We start from the raw sequence: 21,231 nt of genomic DNA on the forward strand, positions 1-21,231 counted from the left end.
AGCGCCATTCCGGGAGGTAATGGCACCCACTGAAAGGGGTATGAATTGTGTTGCGTTGCTTTATAGGGTTATTTAACGCGCAATATCAGTATCATTTGCACGGCATGCTGCGCAAGTCTTTAAGAACAGCGGTTTACTCTGGTTTTATGCATAAACCCGCTAATATCCCCACCTTATGTTGCATAAGTATTTGTTATAAAAAATATTTAATATATTCATTTTCTATAAATCCACTTCAGAAATTATTTCATATCAAAGTTTCATTTGATTGCTTTTCATTCAATTTAATTATTGCGTGATCTGCCCCCCAAATAGCAAACAAAGCCGCCAAAGCCCCTACTATTAACGTTTATTTGACATATATTTAACAACCTACAGGAGAAAAAAAGCCATGAGCCAAATACATAAACACTCTATTCCCGCTAATATTGCGGAACGTTGCCTGATTAACCCGGAACAGTACCAGGCGCAGTATCAGCAGTCCGTCACCGAACCTGACGCCTTCTGGGGCGAGCAGGGCAAAATCCTTGACTGGATAAAACCCTATACGCGCGTGAAAAACACCTCGTTCGCGCCGGGCAATATTTCCATTAAGTGGTATGAAGACGGTACGCTGAACCTCGCCGCTAACTGCCTCGATCGCCATCTGGCGGAGCGCGGCGACCAGACGGCCATCATCTGGGAAGGCGACGATGCCAGCCAGAGCAAAAACATCACTTATCGCGAGCTACATCGCGATGTCTGCCGCTTTGCCAACGTCCTGCTCGATCTGGGCATTAAAAAGGGCGATGTCGTGGCTATCTATATGCCGATGGTGCCGGAAGCGGCGGTGGCCATGCTGGCCTGCGCGCGTATCGGCGCTATCCATTCGGTCATTTTCGGCGGCTTCTCGCCGGAGGCGGTCGCCGGCCGTATCATCGATTCCAACTCTCGCCTGGTGATCACCTCGGATGAAGGGCTGCGCGCCGGCCGCGCTATCCCGCTGAAAAAGAACGTCGACGACGCGCTAAAAAATCCGAACGTGAAGAGCATCGAAAACGTGGTGGTGTTCAAACGTACCGGCGGCAAAATCGACTGGCAGGAAGGCCGCGACCTGTGGTGGAGCGATCTGATCGAGAAAGCCAGCGCGGAACACCAGCCCGAAGAGATGAACGCCGAAGATCCGCTGTTTATCCTTTATACCTCCGGTTCGACCGGTAAGCCAAAAGGCGTGCTGCACACCACCGGCGGCTACCTGGTCTATGCGGCGTCAACCTTTAAATACGTGTTCGACTATCATCCGGGCGACATCTACTGGTGCACCGCCGACGTCGGTTGGGTCACCGGCCATAGCTACCTGCTCTACGGCCCGCTGGCCTGCGGCGCGACGACGCTGATGTTCGAAGGCGTACCGAACTGGCCGACCCCGGCGCGTATGTGCCAGGTGGTCGATAAGCATCAGGTCAACATTCTTTATACCGCCCCTACGGCGATCCGCGCGCTGATGGCGGAGGGCGATAAGGCCATCGAAGGCACCGACCGCTCTTCCCTGCGCATTCTCGGCTCCGTCGGCGAACCGATTAACCCGGAAGCCTGGGAGTGGTACTGGAAGAAGATCGGCAACGAGAAGTGCCCGGTGATGGACACCTGGTGGCAGACCGAAACCGGCGGCTTTATGATCACCCCGCTGCCCGGCGCTATCGAGCTGAAGGCCGGTTCCGCCACGCGTCCCTTCTTCGGCGTCCAGCCGGTGCTGGTGGATAACGAAGGCGCGCCGCTGGAAGGCGCGACCGAGGGGAACCTGGCGATCGCCGATTCCTGGCCGGGCCAGGCGCGCACGCTGTTTGGCGACCACGAACGCTTCGAACAAACCTACTTCTCCACCTTTAAAAATATGTACTTCAGCGGCGACGGCGCGCGCCGTGACGAAGATGGCTACTACTGGATCACCGGCCGCGTCGATGACGTGCTGAACGTTTCCGGCCACCGTCTGGGTACCGCCGAAATTGAATCGGCGCTGGTGTCGCATCCGAAAATCGCCGAAGCGGCGGTGGTCGGCATTCCGCATAACATCAAAGGCCAGGCCATCTACGCCTACGTGACCCTCAACCATGGCGAAGAGCCGACGCCGGAGCTGTACGCCGAGGTGCGCAACTGGGTACGTAAAGAGATTGGCCCGCTGGCGACGCCGGACGTGCTGCACTGGACCGATTCGTTACCAAAAACCCGTTCGGGCAAAATCATGCGCCGCATTCTGCGCAAAATTGCCGCGGGCGATACCAGTAACCTCGGCGATACCTCAACGCTTGCCGATCCTGGCGTGGTGGAAAAACTGCTCGAAGAGAAGCAGGCCATCGCTATGCCATCGTAAACCAACGATCCCCTACACCCTCTCCCCACCAGGGGAGAGGATATAATTACGACTCCCCAAGGATTTCAGGTAGCAGGAAAGCGGTAAACAGGCTGATTCCCGACAGTTAACTGCCGGGCGGATGAGTGTTGCCGACGACCGGCGCGTGAATGACGAAAGGGAACCTCTGGAGACGCTACGATGAACGAACAGATTTGTCAGCGGATAGAAAATAGTGCGCATTTTAAGGAGCTTGTTGCAGCCCGGCAAAGGTTTGCCGCCATCCTGTCACTGATTATGCTGGTGATTTATGTGGGCTTTATTCTGCTTATCGCCTTCGCCCCCGGCTGGCTGGGCACGCCGCTGCATGCGGGAACCAGCGTCACCCGGGGTATTCCGATTGGTATCGGCGTGATCGTTATCTCTTTCGTCTTAACCGGAATATACGTCTGGCGGGCAAATGGTGAATTTGATCGGCTGACGAAAAGCGTTCTCAGCGAGGTAAAAGCATCATGAAGAAAGTCCTGACGGCGCTCGCCGCCACGCTCCCGTTGACCGTCAATGCCGCGGATGCTCTCACCGGCGCGGTACAGCGCCAGCCGACCAACTGGCAGGCGATTATCATGTTCCTGATTTTCGTCGCCCTGACGCTCTATATCACCTGGTGGGCCTCAAAACGCGTACGTTCGCGCAGCGATTACTACACCGCGGGCGGCAATATCACCGGTTTCCAGAACGGGCTGGCGATTGCCGGCGATTTTATGTCGGCGGCCTCGTTCCTCGGCATTTCCGCGCTGGTTTACACCTCCGGCTACGATGGGCTGATCTACTCGCTCGGTTTCCTCGTCGGCTGGCCGATTATTCTGTTTCTTATCGCCGAACGCCTGCGTAACCTCGGCCGCTACACGTTTGCCGACGTAGCGTCCTATCGTCTTAAGCAGGGGCCGATCCGCACCCTCTCCGCCTGCGGTTCGCTGGTAGTGGTGGCGCTCTATTTGATAGCCCAGATGGTCGGCGCGGGTAAGCTTATCCAGCTGCTGTTCGGCCTCAACTACCACATTGCGGTGGTGCTGGTCGGCGTGCTGATGGTGCTTTACGTCCTCTTTGGCGGCATGCTCGCCACCACCTGGGTGCAGATTATCAAAGCCGTCCTGCTGCTGTTCGGCGCCAGCTTTATGGCCTTTATGGTGATGAAGCACGTCGGCTTCAGCTTCAATAATCTGTTCACCGAAGCGATGGCGGTCCACCCGAAAGGCTCGGCGATTATGAGCCCCGGCGGACTGGTGAAAGACCCGATATCGGCGCTATCGCTAGGCCTCGGGCTGATGTTCGGCACCGCGGGTCTGCCGCATATTCTGATGCGCTTCTTCACCGTGAGCGACGCCAAAGAAGCGCGTAAGAGCGTGTTCTACGCCACCGGCTTTATGGGCTACTTCTATATTCTGACCTTTATCATCGGCTTCGGCGCCATCATGCTGGTGGGGGCGAATCCGGCGTTCAAAGACGCGGCCGGTCAGCTTATCGGCGGTAACAATATGGCGGCGGTGCATCTGGCGGACGCGGTCGGCGGTAACCTGTTCCTCGGCTTTATCTCCGCCGTGGCCTTCGCCACTATTCTGGCGGTGGTCGCTGGCTTGACGCTGGCTGGCGCGTCGGCGGTCTCTCACGACCTGTATGCGAACGTGTTCCGTAAAGGGGCGACCGAGCGTCAGGAGCTGAAGGTGTCGAAGATTACCGTGCTGATCCTCGGCGTGGTGGCGATTCTGCTGGGCATCCTGTTCGAGAATCAGAACATCGCCTTTATGGTCGGCCTCGCGTTCTCCATCGCCGCCAGCTGTAACTTCCCGATTATCCTGCTGTCGATGTACTGGTCGAAGCTGACCACCCGCGGGGCGATGATTGGCGGCTGGCTGGGTCTGCTGACCGCGGTGATTCTGATGATCCTCGGCCCGACCATCTGGGTGCAGATCCTCGGTCACGAAAAGGCGATATTCCCGTATGAATATCCGGCGCTGTTCTCTATCGCCGTGGCCTTTATCGGTATCTGGTTCTTCTCCGCCACCGATAGCTCAGCGGAAGGCGCGCGCGAGCGCGAGCTGTTCCGCGCTCAGTTTATCCGTTCGCAGACCGGTATCGGCATCGAGAAAGGCCAGGCGCATTAATCATTGCCCGTTCCCCGGCCTGCCGGTCGGGGAATATTTTATTGGTAGATAAAGGTTATCGTTCCGCTCGCATTCGCGGTGCCTGGCGTCACGTTAGATCCGGTTTTGTAATAGTTCGCGGTAAACGTCAGGACGTTCGATGCCGCCGCCCCGCCGGGATTATCAGGATCGGTGAATATTGTATAGCTGGCCTCCGAGCCGGGGTTGGTCACAGTCGTTCTTTTCGATTCTGAAAATACCCTGTAGATTGCATTATTCACGATTAATGGTGTGTTATAAAGATTCAGCTGTACTCCAACGCCGGTCGCTACGTTTTCGCCGGACGTTAACGCAATAACGGTATGATCGGAATTATCACCCTCCGCTTCTGGCGCCGTAACGCGCATCGCCACGAATGTTCCCGGCTCACAGGTTAGGGTCAGCGTTTGCTGAGCTGAGCCAGCTTTGTTAGAAAGATTAAACTCACTTGTTTTCACTGAGCCCATTTGGAAATTCAGCGCGGTCGAATCAACCGAACACCCCATCGGGGTCAGCTGGATTTTTGTCGAGCCCGTCACGTGCAGCTGGGAAATAGCCATCGTTCCGTCAAGATCCAGAATAGAAACCGTGGAAATCGGATCGGCCAGCGTCAGCGTGCTGTTACTGGCAATAGCTCCCCCCGTTGCCACAAGCTGGACCTGGTACGTTGGCGCATAATATGTGCTTGCCTTGTCATCAAAAGATCCATTAGGTTTTCCCAGATACAAGTCTGCATCACCGATATGATGAACGCTGTAGTCAGCATTAAAATCATCGTTATCACCACCATATTCACCTGTGATATTGAGCCAGAATTTGACGCGAATACCGATACCCTGCACGGAGGTCGAGTAGATGTTATCCCCCACTAAGGTGCCCGCATTCCCCGAGCTCCATCCGAACAGTGCATATAACCAACCCCGACAATCCGTAATGGAGGTGGTTGGATGCGTTATCTGCCCTGAATCATAAAGGATGGTCCCCGCCGAGTAGCTACCGGCATTAACCAGTATCTGTGGAGGTAAATTAGTTAAAGCGATATCGCCCGAGTTTGCACCCGTTTGGCATGCCCAACTGTAAGCCGGTAATAAGCAGGCCAGCAGCAATAAAATTAACGTCTTCATAGTTCTTCCCTGGCGAAAATAGATCATTTATAGGCAACATTGAACGTGACCGTATAGGAGACACTGCCCGCCGTCACCCGACCATTCGGCGTATACATTCTTGCGATCATATTAAAAACATGTTCAGCGCCATCAGTGAAAAAATAGGTATAGCTATCACCTGGTCCCAGGTTTTTCTGGTCCACCGCGCTTTGCAACTGTAGCCACACGTCCTGAGCACCAGAAAAAAGCTCATTCATATATACATTGATATCGTTGCCAACAAATACAATACCGCTAAACATTAGCGTCACTGACGCCGTACCCTTTGAGCAATTATCAAAGGCGATTGAAACTATCTTAGCCGCGCTACTCGCGCCCGGTTTACCGCTCAAACTTTGATAGGAAACCGTTCCTAAATCGATAGCGCTGGAGGGTTTTACCGATACCTCACATACGGGCTCTTCAATCTTACCGGTGATATTGAAATTAACAGTACTATTGGCGTCATAAGCCCAGGCTGGCCTTACAAACATCAACGCAAGTCCGATAGTGATAATAAATACCTCGAACGATTTCATTAATCGCCCGCCATTATTTACCCTCATTAATTCCATTCTTAATTTATGTATCAAGGCAATCATCCAGTTATTCATCATCGGCAATCCGCTGCATAAAAAACGATATCATCAACCGATTTATTGGTGGATAAATCATAGTTAACATAGCATTGGCTATTTTTGCTATCACCCCACTTCACAAATAACCGGCCTTTTTCAGATAGCCCGGTCAGATAGGCCTGTCCGGAATCCCCTACGATAGTGCTGCGTTTTTCTTGAGGTTGCTGGCTTGCATCATCTAATGTAATAACGGCGCCAAAAGGGACCTCTTTATTATTAAAACGCAAAGTCATCATCGCTTTATAGCCAATCCAGGTATTATATTTAACTTTTACAATCGCATTGCGCGTCGGGACCACCGTTTTGGCAATATTATCGATTTCCGCTCCCGAGACCTGCTGTTCATCAAGAGAGAGATTATTTTCATGGTAGGGTCGTACGAAGGGTACAACGGCGTATCCGGCAGAGTCAGTCATCACGTTAGTCTGCCCGCGCACCGCAATATTGCTGACGCCAGGCGCTTCAACCAGCGCAACGCTTTCGCCCAGATAGCGTGACAGCGTTATTCCACTGGAATGGGCGAGCATCCCACCGCGTAGCGAGTAATTATAGTGGGCGCTATAGCTGTCATACCCGTATCCCGCGGTGACTTCACCTTTTGAACCCTGATAGTTGAGATTGACGTTGCCGGAAGTCCTTTTAGCGCTGGCATTGTAACCCTCCTGCATATTCCAGTTCAGAGAACGGTCCGCAAAAGCCGAACCGCTTAAACCCAGGCTATGGGTCGTGTCGCCCATCCGGCTGCTGTTCATATTGTAGCTGGCCGAGATATCCGCACCAAAAGGCACGCTCACCGTGAGTGAAATAAGGTTATCGCTGATCTGAGAACTATCGCTATTCTGGCCTGAACTCTGGACATTTCGACTATAGGAATAGTTAATGAAATAGGAAATGCGGCCAATGGTATTGCTGTAGCTCACGCCCAACGACTCCATGCGTGAATTATCCCAATAAGATTCACTGACCAAAGAGAAGGAGAGTGAACCATACCCTGAGAGAGTCTGAGAGGCTGAAGCGTCAAAACGATCTTTAGTCCGCCCCGTTGATGAACAGCACCCGCTATGCGCATTCGACCTATCAATAAAATTCTGCAGAGAATAATAGCCATGGGTTGAATAACGATACCCGGCAACGGAGAAGTTGGTTCCCGTCTGCGGAATATCTTTGCTAAAGCGCACGCGATAAGATTGCCCTTCGCTGGATGACGTGTGATTCGACGTTGGCGTCTCTTTTATATCCGCCCGGGACTGGGACGCATCGAGGGAGAGCGCGCCGATCGTGCCCAGGTTAAGCCCGGCGCCCAGGATAACATTACTGTATTTGTTCTCCAGCTGCTGAAAACCGCTATACAGCGTGACGTTGCTCGATGCTCCCCAGGCAATGTTAGATTGCAGGAAGCTATATTCTTTTCCGCCGGAACTCCCCGAACGCGTTTTACCGCTGCTCAGGGCGTAATCTATCTGGCCCTCGCGCTGCAAAATCGCCAGCGAAGCAAAAGGCACCACAAAGCTCTGTTCACTGCCATCGGACTCTTTTACCGTCACATTCAGATCGCCCGCGCTCCCGGTTGGGTAAAGATCGTTTATTTCAAACGCGCCAGGGGGAACCGTTGTTTTATAAATGCTGTATCCGTTCTGATAGACCGTCACGTCGGCGGTGGTGCGGGCGATGCCTTTAATGACCGGCGCAAAACCATTCATGCTATCCGGCAGCATCTCTTTATCTGAGTTCAGCTGTAGCCCGGTGAAGCTAATACTGTCGAACACGCTTGATGACGTATAGGTCTGGCCCAGGATCAGCTGGCCTTTCAGGGCCTGGATATCACGTGAAATATAGCTGTAGACCGAGTCCCAGTGGTTGCCGTCATCATTATGGTTGAGAGTACTGTAGTTCCGTAAACGCCACGGCCCGACGTTTAAACCCGGCTGCAGGCTCACAAACTGGCTGGACGTCGCTTCGCCGCCGTGCCGCGGATCGGTCTTTTGCCCGGAGAGATTATAGTTAAGTAGCCCCGCGGTAATACCCTGTTGCCACCGGCTTTCAGGGACATATCCCCGCGGATGATGCATCACCGCGACCTGAGGTACGTTAAAATCAACGCGCTGTTGTGAAAGTAATACCGTGGTTCCCCATCCAGGGATTGCGGATAGTCGGGCACAGCGGGAACCCGCGACCGTGAGCTCGGGATAATTTTCCGTTTTGATTGACCACGCTTTCAGATGCGCGACGCTGATACAGGGTGAAGAAGCGTCACGATCTTCACTCTGTTGCGTGAAGCTGATTGATTCGGAAGCAATAAATTCGTCGTTAATATAAACATCAAGGTTATATTCGCCCGGCGGGACGGTTTCCTGGGAAATATAGCTCAGGTCGACGGCCGTTGTACCGGTTTCATTGACCTCCAGCAGGTGAGGATTGAAATACTCACCTGCGATAGCGGGTAACGGGATAGTGATAAAGCAGGAAATAATGGCAACGTAGCCACGTTTCAACAGGAATGTAAAATTCTGTCCAACGTTATTGAATGATGGCGGTATATTTTGGTCCCGGCATTCCATAGTCATTGATCACGCTCCATGTGATTTTCTTTTTCCCTGGTGAAGATGTGTTTGCTACCGGTATTTTTATGGTTGAAAAAGGCGCAACAAACCATGCTTCAGGAACTGACTTACCATTAACCGTAATATCAGAAAAGTTCATATATAATGGCGAGGGGTTTTTAACTTTAATATCTCTGCCTTCAGCAGACCACTGCAGTTTTTCGGCAAACTTTTCCGGTATGGCATTTTTTAATGCCGCTGGTCGAAAAATAAGTTTAATCCGCGAGTTAATGGCAAACTGCACCATGTTTTTGTCCGGCGCGCTATCCATAGCGGGAATACCTTTAATATTCAGCCAAAACATCGACTCTCGCTCTTCGGGCAGCGGTTTACCTGAGCGGAGGATTCGGACAAACCCTTGTTCGCCGGCCTTCAGGCGAAACAGCGGAGGGGTGGTAATAAAGGAATCTTTTGCTGGTGATGCCTCATCCACAACCGCGATCCAGGACTGTACGATATTTGTCACGTTATCCTTATTTTGCACAGAGACCGTCGCCGCCTTTTGGGTACCATCGAATATGACTCGCGTGCCCCCCACCACCACGCTGGCCTGTGCGACAGACATGCAGGAAAAAAAACAGATTAAGTAAGCTAATTTTTTCATGGTAGAGTCCAGGAAGGGAAAGCGGCGAGCTTTCCCTTTTGTCGGTTTATATGACGCTAAATTAATAGTAGGTAACGTTGTAAGTCACGGTTGTCTGCACCGCCCCTTTGGTGGGAGCATCCGCGCCAGATTTAGCCAGTTTGACGGTAAAAGGAATGGTCGCGGTGCCGGAGGTAATATCGACGTCAGCACCTTCCGTATTGTTCTTCAGCAGGGCACCCTTGTTGTCAAAAATCGCCACCGCAACGCCGGTAGCGGGTGAGTCTGTCGCCTGGTTCCTGAAGTAATCGCTATTCGTCGTGTCCGCTTCGCCACCAAACGTCACTTTGGCCACACTGGTACCGCCGTCTGTAGTCTTAGGGCATCCGGTTAAAGTGAAAGAAAAACTCTTCGCCGCACCGTAGATATTCGCATCCAGATCGGCTACCGATGAGGTCCCCATATCAATGGACGAAACGCCATTATCGATAGTGGCTGTACAGGTAGTGTCGGAGACCTTACCCTTAAAAGTAATGGTATTCGCGGCCTGAGACAGATTAACCAGAGCGCAGCCGGCAGATAAGGCTAATATTTTGGCAAGAGTTTTGGTACTGAAGTTCATTGGTATTCCCCTTTTTATTAAGATTAACAATCAATCCATCAATTGTTTTATGGCGTCTATTAGAGAATGAAGCCAGACATCAGCTAAAACTATAAGCCGATAATGTGCATGGGGAGTGAGTAACCTGCATTTAATATTACTAACCTATAAATACAAGAGCTTTAGTTCCACATGAATCCATTCAATAATAAAAGCTCACGTCAATAAGGTATCTAAAATCGAGACTATTCTCAATAACCATATGTGAATCATCTCAAATGAATAATAACTTTGAACCAATCAATACAATATATATATTATAAATAACCAAATAAAATCATAGCGTTAAACATTAAACTTATTCATAAAAAATATCATTTCACATATTCACATTCTTCATTAATATCAAAAAAACCTCAAATTGAAACATTTAATTACAATTTAAGAGGGGGACAAATAAGGATAAAACCTATGATATCATCGGATTATCTTACAAATACGAATATTTAATTAACCGTTCATCTCGATAAGATGAAATGACTATTCATATGAGTATAAATAGTCGTGAGATATGGAAAAGTACCTTAGCGAGTATGCGTTGATTAATTAAAAAGGAGTTCAGAACATGGCCCATCTCACCAGCGGCGCGGCCAGCACCATCACCACTCCGGATAGCATCATCACCAGGCTGGCGACCACGCCCTCCTGAGGGCCAAGCTCGTAGGATCGTGCGGTACCCGCGCCGTGCGATGCGGCACCCAATCCGGCCCCTTTTGCCATACCTTCGCGAATAGAAAGACGCAGAAACAGTACATCCCCTACCGCCATCCCGAATACCCCGGTGACCACGACAAACAGAGCGACTAAATCTGGCTGGCCGCCCAGCGGTTTGGCTGCCGCCAGCGCAAAGGGGGTGGTAACGGAGCGTACCGCCAGGCTGCGCTGGATCTCATCAGGCAAGGTAAATAATCGCGCCAGCCACACCGAACTGGTCACCGCGACAACCGAGGCGGTAGTGACGCCAGCCGTCAGCGACATCCAGTGGCGCTTAATAATCGCCAGGTTGTCGTATACCGGCACGGCAAAGGCGATCGTCGCCGGGCCCAGCAGCCACAGCAGCCAGTGGGTCTCCCCCATATAGCGTTGATAAGAGATATGGCCGAATACCAGCATCATGACCAACAGGATCGGGGTGAAAACCAGCGGCATCAGCGGCAGTTTATGGAAGCGGCGATAAAGCCGCTTGTTGGCAAAATAGAGTCCCAGCGTGACAAGAAGGCACAGGAGGCTCAGCTGAAAATCACTCATGTTTCATCCTGCTGACTTCATAGCGATACACTTTATCAACCACCCATGCCGTGGCGCCCAACACCATCGTAGTGCTCAAGCCAATCACCAGAAAGATACGCCAGCCATCAACCATCAGCAGCTGCGCGTAGTTGACGACCGCCACCACCGCCGGTACGAAAAACAGCAGCATCTCCGCCAGCAGCCAGCGGGCTCCGGCGCGTACCCAGTTTAAAGGAATCACCCGGCAGACGATCAGCGCCAGCATCATCAGCATGCCCACCAGATTCGCCGGAAGCGGCAGGTGCAGCCAGTTAACTAAATATTCAGCGCAGACGAACAGTCCGGCGTAGATCAGGACCTGAACCGGTACCTGAAGACGTTGCATAACGAAGGGCGTCACGCGAGCTGGCGCAAAGGCCATGAGCGGTATTCCTGAAAAAGAAGACAGGCGTGCAGTATAGAGAGCCGCCCGGCGCGGCAGAAATGAATTAAAATCATCACAGGTATAGTCTCAGGGAATAATTATGGATATCCGAACGCTGCGTTATTTTGTCGAAGTGGTTCGCCAGCAAAGCTTTACCCGCGCGGCGGAGAAACTGTTCGTCACGCAGCCCACCATCAGCAAGATGCTTAAAAACCTTGAAGATGAGCTGAACTGCACGCTGCTGATCCGCGACGGTCGCCGGCTGCTGCTGACCGATACCGGACGCGTGGTTTTCGAGCGCGGGCAGGCCATCCTTGGCGAATTTCACCAGCTGGAGTCGGAGCTGAGCGATATTAATCATCTGCACAAAGGCGTACTGCGTCTCGGGATCCCACCGATGGTCGGCATGTTGATGGCCGAGCCGATTAGCCGCTTTCGCCAGCGCTATGCGGGTATCGAGTTGAAAATCTCCGAGTTTGGCGGATTGACCGTGCAGCAGGCGGTCAGCAACGGCGAACTGGATTTAGCCATGACGGCACTTCCGGTTGATGAGGCCAGCGGCCTGACGACGCTATCTCTGTTCAGCCATCCGCTCTGCGTACTGACGCCGAGAACGGCACAATGGGAGGGCCTCAGGTCATTGTCGCCGCAGGCGCTCGCCGCGCATCCGCTGGTGATTTACAACGAGGATTTCGCCCTCAGCCAGCAGCTGATGCGGCTGTTTGCTCAGCATGATGTTAAGCCGCGCATCGCCGTGCGCAGCGGACAGTGGGATTTTCTGGCCGCCATGGTCCAGGCGGGGATTGGCATCGCGATTTTGCCGGAGCCGATTTGCCAGCGCCTCGACCCGCAGAGCTTTTGCTGGATGCCGTTGCAGAGCGATCTGCGCTGGGAGCTGGGGATGATTTGGCGGGAAGGCGTTTATCTGTCGCACAGCGCGCGAGCGTGGCTGGAGTGCAGTAAGGCGTTCTGGCTGAAGTAAGTCCCCGGGTCGCGGCGTCAACGCCTGACCCGGGGAACAGGTACGGCGTTACTGATCTTCTATAAGCAGCGCTTCCAGCAGATCGAGGTCGTGCAGCAGCTTCTGCAGCGTCTCGTTGCTGATCTGCCGGGTGGCGCGCAGGTGGTACAGCTCACCGCGTTCGGAACGCAGCGCCGCCAGGCGGAACCGGCGTTCGAGGCTCTCCTCCAGCATCGACGTTTCAACATCGTTGCGGCCATCAACGCGACGACGCAGGTTACCAATCACCCGCGAACTGACCTCGGTCAGCAGCTGATTATCAATATTCTCTTTGGTATCCGCAGCCAGACGCTCTTCCATTTTCTGAATCGCGACAATCGCCACATCCGCCGTAGCGGCCCGCGCCAGACGCTCCTCTTTGCGCTGCTGGACATGGTCGGTCGACTCGATATGGCGCAGCAGAATCGGCAGCACAATCACGCCGACGAACAGTGAGAACAGAATCACCCCGGCGGCGAGGAACACCAGCTCATAGCGCGCCGGGAAGACGTTGCCGTCCGGTAGCAGCAGAGGAATAGACAGTACGCCGGCAAGGGTAATCGCCCCGCGAACGCCGGCGACGGAGGAGATCAGCAGCTCGCGCGTGGTCCAGGAGCCGAACTCCATCGGTTTCTTTTTCAGGAAACGCTGGCTCAGTTTGCGCATCGTCCACAGCCAGCCAAAACGCACCAGCATCAGGGCGGCATAAATCAGAATGATATCGGTAAACAGCATCCAGGTTTCGACGTTGGGATCCGCTTCTGCGGCCACCAGCGAGCTGGAAAGAATGTCCGGCAGCTGCAGGCCCAACAGCAGGAAGACCATGCCGTTAAACACGAACTCCAGCATCGCCCAGGTGCTGTTGGCGCGCAGGCGCATCGCCAGCGGCGCGCTGCGCATCACCCCGGAACGCGTAATGGTCATCCCCGCGGCGACCGCCGCCAGGATCCCGGAAAAGCCGATATGCTCCGCGATCAGATAAGAGGCGAACGGCAGCAGGAACAGCAGCACAATTTGCGTTGCCGGTTCATCGCCGCCCCAGCGGCTGAGGAAGCGCATCGAGCGCCCGTACAGCCAGCTGACCACAAAGCCCGCGAGAATACCGCCGACCGCCACCTTGAAGAACTCCACCGTCGCGCCGCCGACGGTAAAGACCATGGTGCCCATCGCCACCGCAACGGCGAACTTCAGGGAGACCAGGCCGGAGGCATCGTTCATCAGCGCTTCGCCCTGCAAAATGCCCATTATTTTTTTCGGAATGCGCCCTTCGCCGACAATTCCCGACAGCGCCACGGCATCCGTTGGCGACAGAACCGCCGCCAGAGCAAAAGCCGGAATCAGCGGAATACCCGGCACGATCCAGTAGATGAGGTAGCCAATACCGACCACCGTTACCACCACCAGCGCCAGCGCCAGACCGAAAATTTCCCGTCCATGCTCTATGAACTCACGGGTTGGCGTCTTCCAGCCATCGGCAAAAAGCAGCGGCGGAATGAACAGAACCAGAAAGAGTTCGGGGTCGAATTCAACGTGCAATCCGAAGGTAGGCCAGGCCAACAGCGCGCCGATGGCAATTTGGATTAAGGGGAGTGGAACCTGAAAGGGCAGTACGCGTGTAACCACCCCTGAGAGAGAGACCACGAGGGTCATGATGAGTATGGTAAAGAATATTTCCATGTGTTCCCTGTTTGCTGCGTGTCTTTTTTTTACATCTGAGGCGTCATGTCTCGGCATAATACGCTACTCAGATTAACGCAAAAGGAAACAGGATGTGGCTTAAAAATTAAACGGGCGGCCAAAGCCGCCCGTTGTTAGCAGGAAAAGTTAAATCGCCCAACCGCCGGCGTAGAAGATAACCAGCGCCGCGGCGATGATCACCGTACCCAGGTTTAGCTTACGCCATTCGCCGGACACCAGACGACCGATCACCAGCGACGCAAAGCCGATCATGATGCCGGTCACGATGTTGCAGGTCAGCACGATAAAGACCGCGGTAATCAGGCCCGCCATCGCGTCGACGAAATCGTTGAAATCGATTTTCGCCACGTTGCTCAGCATCAGCAGGCCGACGTACATCAGCGCCGGCGCGGTGGCATAAGCCGGCACCAGATACGAGAGCGGAGAGAGGAACAGGATCAGCAGGAACAGCACGCCGACGGTCACTGCCGTCAGGCCCGTTTTGCCGCCCGCCGCAGTACCGGCAGCGGATTCGATATACACCGCCGCCGGCGCCGCCCCGACCAGGCCGGAGAAGACGCTGCTCAGGGAGTCGGTGGTCAGCGCTTTGCCGCCGTTAATAATCTGCCCGTCTTTATCCAGCAGGTTCGCCTGGCCGGCCACCGCGCGGATGGTTCCGGTGGCGTCAAACACCGCGGTCATCACCAGCGCAAGCACGCTTGGCAGCACCACCGGGTTCAGCGCGCCCACGATATCCAGGCTACCGATCAGCGAGTTGCCTTTATCGTCGCTCAGCGACGGCATGGCGAAGATACCGGAGAAGTGAACGTTAGGATCGAAGATCAGGCCGATAATCGAGACGCCGATAATCGTCAGCAGGATACCGCCCGGCACTTTCAGTTTTTCGAGGCCGATAATCACCGCCAGCCCGACCAGCGACATAATCACCGGGAAGCTATCAAAATTACCCAGCGCCACCGGCAGACCATCCAGCGGATTTTTGATAACCAGGCCCACGCCGTTGGCGGCAATCAGCAGCAGGAACAGACCGATACCAATCCCCGTACCGTGCGCCACGCCCTGCGGCAGGTTACGCAGGATCCAGCTACGAATGCCGGTCGCGGAGATCACGGTGAACAGGACCCCCATCAGGAACACCGCGCCCAGCGCGACCGGAATGCTGATCTGTTGACCCAGTACCAGGCTAAAGGCGGTAAACGCGGTCAGGGAGATGGCGCAGCCAATCGCCAGCGGCAGGTTCGCCCACAGCCCCATCACCAGCGAGCCGACGCCGGCAACCAGACAGGTGGAAACAAATACCGCAGCCGGTGGAAAACCCGCTTTGCCGAGCATACCCGGCACCACGATGACGGAGTAAACCATCGCCAGGAAGGTGGTAAGACCGGCAACGATTTCCTGACGCACGGTACTGCCGCGAGCAGAAATTTTAAACCAGGCGTCCAATGAACCGCCGGTACGCGCTGAAGGCGTAGACATAGAAAACTTCCCCTGAGAATTTTTATCGTTCGTCCGAATGCGTGGTGGACCATCCACTGCCAGCTAAACGCGATCTCCTTGTGCTACATCGCAGCGCCAGGGGCCGCGAAAAAGCAAACGTTTAACTCCGCGCATACAGTACGGTGTGAAGAATGACTTTGCTCCCCTCTGTCAGCAGAGGAAATGATGAGCAAAATAAAAAGGCAAACGATTATCCAGCCTTTAGACGGGCCTTTTCAACTGAAGTTTGTCGTATTTCCCTAAATTTCGCTTATGACGTTCAGGAAATAACCAGCCGATGCGCAAACGTTATCGTCCATGCGCAATCCGGTAACATTTTTGTATTGCGCTGATAGCAATTTTCCCCGGTCATCGGCTTTAGTAATAGTTTATTCGCCGGGTAAGGTGAACGGCCCCCCGCGCTCAACCGCTTTTTGCCAGGCCGGGCGCTGCTCCACGCGCTGAACCCACTGCGTCAGATGGGGTAAATTCTCCACGCCGCCGCGCGCCAGCAGCGCCATCGCGGGAAAGCTCATCTGAATATCGGCCATACTCAGCTCAGCGCCGGCAAACCAGCGCTGGCGGGAAAGGTGCGCTTCAATAAAGCGGGCATGGGTGTCCACCTGGCGGTTAAGCCAGGCCTTCTGTACCCCCTTGCCCAACGCATTACCCAGCGTGCGCATACCAAACGGCACCGGCGGTTTGCCCAGGCTGGCAAACACCAGCTTCATCAGCAGCAGGGGCATCAGCGACCCCTCGGCGTAGTGCAGCCAAAAGCGATATTGCAGCTTATCTTCCACCGACTCAGGTTTTAAGCGCCGGGCGCTATCATAGGTTTCCTGTAAATATTCCAGAATGGCGCCGGACTCCGCCAGAATGTGACCGTTATCCTCAACCACCGGCGATTTACCCAGCGGATGAACGCTTTTTAATTCCGCCGGTGCGAGCATATCCTTGCCACGCTGATAAGAGACAACCTGATAAGGCAGCTGCAGCTCTTCCAGCGCCCATAACACGCGCTGCGATCGTGACTGATTGAGATGATGTACCGTTAACATGGGCCTCTCCCGCTGTTTGTTCAAATTAACTATAGGAACAGGCGGCGGATGCCGGGAATTTTTCGGCAAACTGAAGAGGCAAATTCAGAGAAAAGAGCCACACTTAAATTGTCGGCGCAAACCGGAACCTCCATCAAAGATTGCGCAATACTGAGGTGAGCCGACGTCGGGGGAAACCCTCCTGCGTACCAGCGGGATAGTGCGAAAGACCAAGACCGGAAAACAACTAAAGCGCCCTGTTGTGGCGCTTTAGTTTTTTAGTCATCCTCCAGCAATCGCGCGCCGGTCCCCTCTTCACCCAGCTTATCGCCCGGGTTGCGTAACGGGCAGTCGCGACGCGACAGACAGCCGCAGCCGATACAGCCATCGAGCTGATCGCGCAGCGCGGTCAGGGTATGAATGCGCCGGTCCAGCTCCTCCCGCCACTGGGACGACAGCATCTTCCACTCTTTGGCGCTGAGGTTATGCCCTTCCGGCAGTACGCCGAACGCGTCGCCGATGGTCGCCAGCGGAATACCAATGCGTTGCGCAATCTTAATGATCGCCACCGCGCGCAGGACGTCGCGCCGGTAGCGCCGCTGATTGCCCGCGTTGCGCTGGCTGTGGATCAGCCCTTTACTTTCATAAAAGTGCAGCGCGGAGACGGCCACGCCGGTTCGTTTTGCCACTTCGCCGGGCGTCAGCAGCATTTTGATGCGGGGTGATTTCTTTTCCATAAAGCGCTTTACCTCAAGTTAACTTGAGGAATTATACTCGCCCGCAGACAAAACGACGAATCGAGAATTGAGAGAGGCCGCTTTATGTCCCATCAGGATATTATCCAAACGCTTATTGAATGGATTGATGAACATATCGATCAACCACTTAACATTGATATAGTCGCCAGAAAATCGGGATACTCGAAATGGTATCTGCAGCGGATGTTCCGCGCCGTGATGCATCAAACGCTGGGCGATTACATTCGCCAGCGCCGCCTGCTGCTCGCCGCGGAAGCGCTAAGAACCACCCAGCGCCCTATTTTTGATATCGCGATGGATCTCGGCTACGTGTCGCAGCAAACCTTCTCGCGGGTGTTCCGTCGCGAATTTGACCGAACGCCGACCGCCTATCGCCATCAAATTTCTGCCTGATAGTGCGGCTGATAGGGGCTGAGGCAGGTGCGCTCATTCGCCAGCCACAGCATGAACTCCTGCGGCGGCATCGCTTTCGCAAAGTGCCACCCCTGACAGTACTGCACGCCGCGTTGCTGGAGCCAGGCTACCTGCTCTGCCGTTTCGACGCCTTCAGCCACGATTTTTAAATGCAGGCTGTTTGCCATCTGGATAATATGCTCGGCAATCAGGTGGCTGGTGGTATTGCTCGTCAGCATGTCGACAAAAGATTTATCAATCTTCAGAACGTCGACGTTGAGCGCATGAAGATTGTGCAGGTTGGAGTAGCCGGTGCCGAAATCATCGATGGCGATTTCATATCCCGCATCGCGGAAAGCCTGGATCACCGGCGTCGTTTTCGCCACGTCGATAAACCCGCGTTCGGTCACTTCGATTTTGATTTGTTCCGCCTTGACCGCGTAGCGCTGGATCTTCTCGTTGATGTGCTCAATCAAGCGTGCGGAATGGAAATCGGAAGCGGAGAGGTTAATCGCCACGTACAGATGCGGCTGCCGCGCCAGAAACTCGCCCAGGTCGGAAAATACCTCATCGATGACATAGTCGGTGACCTGGGCGATCATCCCTTCATTTTCCGCCATCGGAATGAACTCCGCCGGACTCATCACCGGCCCATCAAAGCCTGGCCAGCGCAATAATGCTTCGGTACCGACGCAGCGGTTATTTTTAATATCGATAACCGGTTGATAGTGAAGGCACAGCTGACGACGGTTTAACGCGCGCTGCAGCATCTTCCGCGGAGAGTGGTACTGCTGACGGGTGCGCGACCACACCAGCAGGAGCAATACGCTGCAAATCAGCCCCAGCGGTAGCGTCAGGGTCACCTGATTATAAAAATTCTGATAATAGCTGACGCGCGAAGTGGACATAATGACGGCTATCGGGCGAACGGTGGAATGGGCGATGGTATAAACGCGGCCGTCCTGGTGAAATAAAGACGCTTCAGCGCGAATCAGGCGATGCAGCTCATCGGGGTCGGCATTCTTGCTGACGGAAAAAAACTGGTGGGTTTTGGTATCAAAAACGCCCCAGGCGAGGTCGCGGTCGCTGGTGATCAACGCGCTGTATGAGAGCGGATTAACCACCACCACATAGTTGCCGCGCTGCATATAGTTCATCGCATAGCCAGGGTAGAAAGGGGTCTCGCGGTAGTAGTAAATCGCGACATCCGGCTTTTTGGTATAGGTTGCGGCCGGAATTTGCCACCCCGTCTGGCGGCGAACCGAAGTGGAGCAGAAGAAATGGGTGCCGTTGGCGTAGATTAAATCGTCGATATAGAGCAGGCCGCGAACAATACCGAGCAAATATTGCTGATGCTGTGGTGAACATATCGCTCCCTGATACAAGCGGGCTTTATCGCGCGCTTCGTCGGCTTCACGAATCACCATCTCCGTTTTTTGCAGCGCCAGTCGAGAAAACAGCCTCAGCTGATCGGCGGTTTCCGCTTTGGCGCGAATTTGCGCAAACCACAACGCCAGCAGCACCGGCAGCAGAATGACCAGCACGATGCCAAATATTCTCAACGCCTTATGCGGCGCGCTATGATTCATTTCCGCTTTTTATCCATGCGATACGCCTTAATCAAGGTGAACAGCCCCGATAACTCTGCTTACTGTGATATGAACGGAGCATCTCAGCAACCCACGCTTTGACGTAAAAACCTCATGACGATGAATTATGAATAATACTGGCTTATAGGACCACTGGAGAAACATTCTCAACATAATGAGATTAGCCCCACTATGTCATTCGGTTTATCCGTATAATTAGCCAGAATAAGTAATAAAATCCGCAGAACATAAACCTTATTAAAAAACCAAAACCGCCGATAATCCCTTATAATCAGCCTTCACATTGCAAGAAAGCCCCGCGCCCTCCTTATTAACCCTGCTATTTACATGGCTAATAAGCGCAAGAAAACACCATTTTTGGCTGGTGAATAAAAGAACAAGTGTGATATAGTTCACATTAGCTGATGAAACAAAAACGTTGTTTCATTACGATCTTGTTTGCCTGAAGATAGCCAGAGCGCCGTTCCATCGTCAGTCTCATCCGGTTGTCAAAGGCTCCCAAATTTCGTTGAGGATAGGTTGATGGCTTCCATTACTACCAGTGTCGTGCTTTTGCGCTGGCCACTCGTGAGCGCAGTGCTGATGTTTCTGGCCAGCTCGTTGAACATTCAGCTACGTAAAAGCGATTATGCCGGTTTAGCGGTGATTTGTAGCTGTATGGGCCTGGCCGCAGCCTGCTGGTTCGCCACCGGTCTGTTAGGCATTACGCTGCTGGACGTGGCGAAAATCTGGGGCAATATCAAGGACGTGATGATTGAAGTCATGAGCCAGACTCCGCCCGAATGGCCGATGATGATGACCTGATGTCGGCCCACCTTATCCGGGCGCCGATGTCGCTAACCGGACCACCAGACGGCGGTGAACCGGTTGCCCGGACAGGTGCACAGCACCGCCACCCGCGATTTCCCCCTCTGCGACAGCCTAACCCCATCACCGATATAAACCGCAGCGATGACACCATTATGGTCTGGTTATAACGCTTCCGCTGGCCGACGGACGACTGCCCAATAGCCCGCGTGGAAAGTTGTTCGGGCAGCGTTTTATTGCGCAGTGCGCCTGGTAAGAACAGGCGTTTGCCGTCGTGGCAGTAGATTGATACGGACAAGAAGGCCGCTCCCGCAATTTCTCCCACTGGGCTTCATCGTATCGCGTGATGTTATAAACCTTTACCGCATGATATTGCTCGTTAATTAACACGCTGGACGAGTAGAGCTTCATCGACTCTCCCGGCAGTAATAAAATGTCGGCTTCATACCAAAGAATAAACTTTAAAAACCGCAGGCTGGAAATCGAAGAAAAAGCCACGCCGGAATACGGGCAGACAAGCGTATTATGAATAGTCCATTTCATTTTTTATCCTTGCTGGCATTGCTGATAAATGACTCTATATAGTGATAGCATCCATGATAGCTAACCGCAAGGTTATCGATTAATAATGTGATATCAGACAATACTCAATACCACCCGTA

The 21,231-nt window shown here is 53.6% G+C and carries 19 protein-coding genes; 6 read left to right on the top strand and 13 right to left on the bottom strand.

What is annotated here, in order from left to right; translation table 11 throughout:
- Positions 1-391 precede the first annotated feature (391 nt).
- The 3 genes from acs to actP all read left to right on the top strand — a co-directional run bounded on the left by acs (position 392) and on the right by actP (position 4,491).
- Positions 392-2,350: an acetate--CoA ligase gene (gene acs, locus ABLU67_RS04540; protein ID WP_047724829.1), complete on the top strand. Its 1,959-nt coding sequence runs from the start codon at positions 392-394 to the stop codon at positions 2,348-2,350.
- Positions 2,351-2,530: 180 nt separating this feature from the next.
- Positions 2,531-2,845 (top strand): DUF485 domain-containing protein, encoded by a 315-nt coding sequence (locus tag ABLU67_RS04545; RefSeq protein ID WP_025107683.1) that lies wholly within the window; start codon positions 2,531-2,533, stop codon positions 2,843-2,845.
- A complete protein-coding gene (gene actP / locus ABLU67_RS04550) occupies positions 2,842-4,491 on the top strand; it encodes a cation/acetate symporter ActP (protein ID WP_025107684.1) in 1,650 nt (549 codons plus the stop codon). The genes ABLU67_RS04545 and actP overlap by 4 nt, the downstream gene beginning before the upstream one ends.
- A 38-nt stretch (positions 4,492-4,529) precedes the next feature.
- Here actP and ABLU67_RS04555 read toward each other — a convergent pair whose 3' ends face one another.
- From ABLU67_RS04555 to ABLU67_RS04585, 7 genes are all read right to left on the bottom strand, one after another.
- Positions 4,530-5,633: a type 1 fimbrial protein gene (locus ABLU67_RS04555; protein WP_025107685.1), complete on the bottom strand. Its 1,104-nt coding sequence runs from the start codon at positions 5,631-5,633 to the stop codon at positions 4,530-4,532.
- 23 nt (positions 5,634-5,656) lie between these two features.
- On the bottom strand, positions 5,657-6,271 hold the full coding sequence (locus ABLU67_RS04560) for a fimbrial protein (RefSeq protein WP_077254480.1): 615 nt from the start codon (positions 6,269-6,271) through the stop codon (positions 5,657-5,659).
- Positions 6,268-8,856: a fimbria/pilus outer membrane usher protein gene (locus ABLU67_RS04565; protein WP_348850863.1), complete on the bottom strand. Its 2,589-nt coding sequence runs from the start codon at positions 8,854-8,856 to the stop codon at positions 6,268-6,270. The genes ABLU67_RS04560 and ABLU67_RS04565 overlap by 4 nt, the downstream gene beginning before the upstream one ends.
- A complete protein-coding gene (locus tag ABLU67_RS04570) occupies positions 8,810-9,496 on the bottom strand; it encodes a fimbrial assembly chaperone (RefSeq protein WP_025107688.1) in 687 nt (228 codons plus the stop codon). Before ABLU67_RS04570 ends, ABLU67_RS04565 begins: the two co-directional genes overlap by 47 nt.
- A gap of 61 nt (positions 9,497-9,557) precedes the next feature.
- Entirely contained in the window at positions 9,558-10,097 is a 540-nt protein-coding gene (locus ABLU67_RS04575) for a fimbrial protein (protein WP_032747511.1), read from the bottom strand.
- Between the two features lie 597 nt (positions 10,098-10,694).
- Positions 10,695-11,384 (bottom strand): LrgB family protein, encoded by a 690-nt coding sequence (locus ABLU67_RS04580; RefSeq protein WP_046876820.1) that lies wholly within the window; start codon positions 11,382-11,384, stop codon positions 10,695-10,697.
- Entirely contained in the window at positions 11,377-11,787 is a 411-nt protein-coding gene (locus ABLU67_RS04585) for a CidA/LrgA family protein (protein WP_004097823.1), read from the bottom strand. Before ABLU67_RS04585 ends, ABLU67_RS04580 begins: the two co-directional genes overlap by 8 nt.
- A 103-nt stretch (positions 11,788-11,890) precedes the next feature.
- Here ABLU67_RS04585 and ABLU67_RS04590 point away from each other — a divergent pair, with 103 nt between their 5' ends.
- The gene (locus tag ABLU67_RS04590) at positions 11,891-12,772 is read left to right on the top strand and encodes a LysR family transcriptional regulator (RefSeq protein ID WP_025107691.1); all 882 of its coding nucleotides are present in this window, start codon (positions 11,891-11,893) and stop codon (positions 12,770-12,772) included.
- Positions 12,773-12,820: 48 nt separating this feature from the next.
- Here the strand turns inward: ABLU67_RS04590 and ABLU67_RS04595 are convergent, their stop codons facing one another.
- The 4 genes from ABLU67_RS04595 to soxR all read right to left on the bottom strand — a co-directional run bounded on the left by ABLU67_RS04595 (position 12,821) and on the right by soxR (position 17,738).
- The gene (locus tag ABLU67_RS04595; RefSeq protein ID WP_004109468.1) at positions 12,821-14,467 is read right to left on the bottom strand and encodes a Na+/H+ antiporter; all 1,647 of its coding nucleotides are present in this window, start codon (positions 14,465-14,467) and stop codon (positions 12,821-12,823) included.
- A 147-nt stretch (positions 14,468-14,614) separates the two neighbouring features.
- Positions 14,615-15,964 (bottom strand): NCS2 family permease, encoded by a 1,350-nt coding sequence (locus ABLU67_RS04600; RefSeq protein ID WP_004097818.1) that lies wholly within the window; start codon positions 15,962-15,964, stop codon positions 14,615-14,617.
- A 389-nt stretch (positions 15,965-16,353) separates the two neighbouring features.
- Positions 16,354-17,022, bottom strand: a complete 669-nt coding sequence (locus tag ABLU67_RS04605; RefSeq protein ID WP_014227554.1) for a glutathione S-transferase — start codon at positions 17,020-17,022, stop codon at positions 16,354-16,356.
- 257 nt (positions 17,023-17,279) lie between these two features.
- Positions 17,280-17,738, bottom strand: coding sequence for a redox-sensitive transcriptional activator SoxR (soxR, locus tag ABLU67_RS04610; RefSeq protein WP_004097815.1), 459 nt, complete (start codon positions 17,736-17,738; stop codon positions 17,280-17,282).
- Positions 17,739-17,822: 84 nt separating this feature from the next.
- On the opposite strand from soxR, the gene soxS reads away from it, so the two are divergent.
- Positions 17,823-18,152: a superoxide response transcriptional regulator SoxS gene (gene soxS / locus ABLU67_RS04615; RefSeq protein ID WP_004097813.1), complete on the top strand. Its 330-nt coding sequence runs from the start codon at positions 17,823-17,825 to the stop codon at positions 18,150-18,152.
- On the opposite strand, the gene ABLU67_RS04620 is transcribed toward soxS, so the two are convergent.
- Complete coding sequence (locus ABLU67_RS04620; protein WP_025107694.1) at positions 18,137-19,741, bottom strand: EAL domain-containing protein; 1,605 nt, start codon at positions 19,739-19,741, stop codon at positions 18,137-18,139. The genes soxS and ABLU67_RS04620 overlap by 16 nt on opposite strands.
- A 543-nt stretch (positions 19,742-20,284) precedes the next feature.
- On the opposite strand from ABLU67_RS04620, the gene ABLU67_RS04625 reads away from it, so the two are divergent.
- Positions 20,285-20,566, top strand: a complete 282-nt coding sequence (locus ABLU67_RS04625) for a YjcB family protein (protein WP_004097808.1) — start codon at positions 20,285-20,287, stop codon at positions 20,564-20,566.
- A gap of 156 nt (positions 20,567-20,722) precedes the next feature.
- Here ABLU67_RS04625 and iraM read toward each other — a convergent pair whose 3' ends face one another.
- Positions 20,723-21,112: an anti-adapter protein IraM gene (gene iraM, locus ABLU67_RS04630; RefSeq protein WP_004097807.1), complete on the bottom strand. Its 390-nt coding sequence runs from the start codon at positions 21,110-21,112 to the stop codon at positions 20,723-20,725.
- Positions 21,113-21,231: the final 119 nt, after the last annotated feature.

It is taken from the genome of Klebsiella sp. GN_Kp190 (assembly GCF_040061795.1).
In the GTDB taxonomy this organism is placed as follows: Bacteria; Pseudomonadota; Gammaproteobacteria; order Enterobacterales; family Enterobacteriaceae; genus Klebsiella; species Klebsiella michiganensis.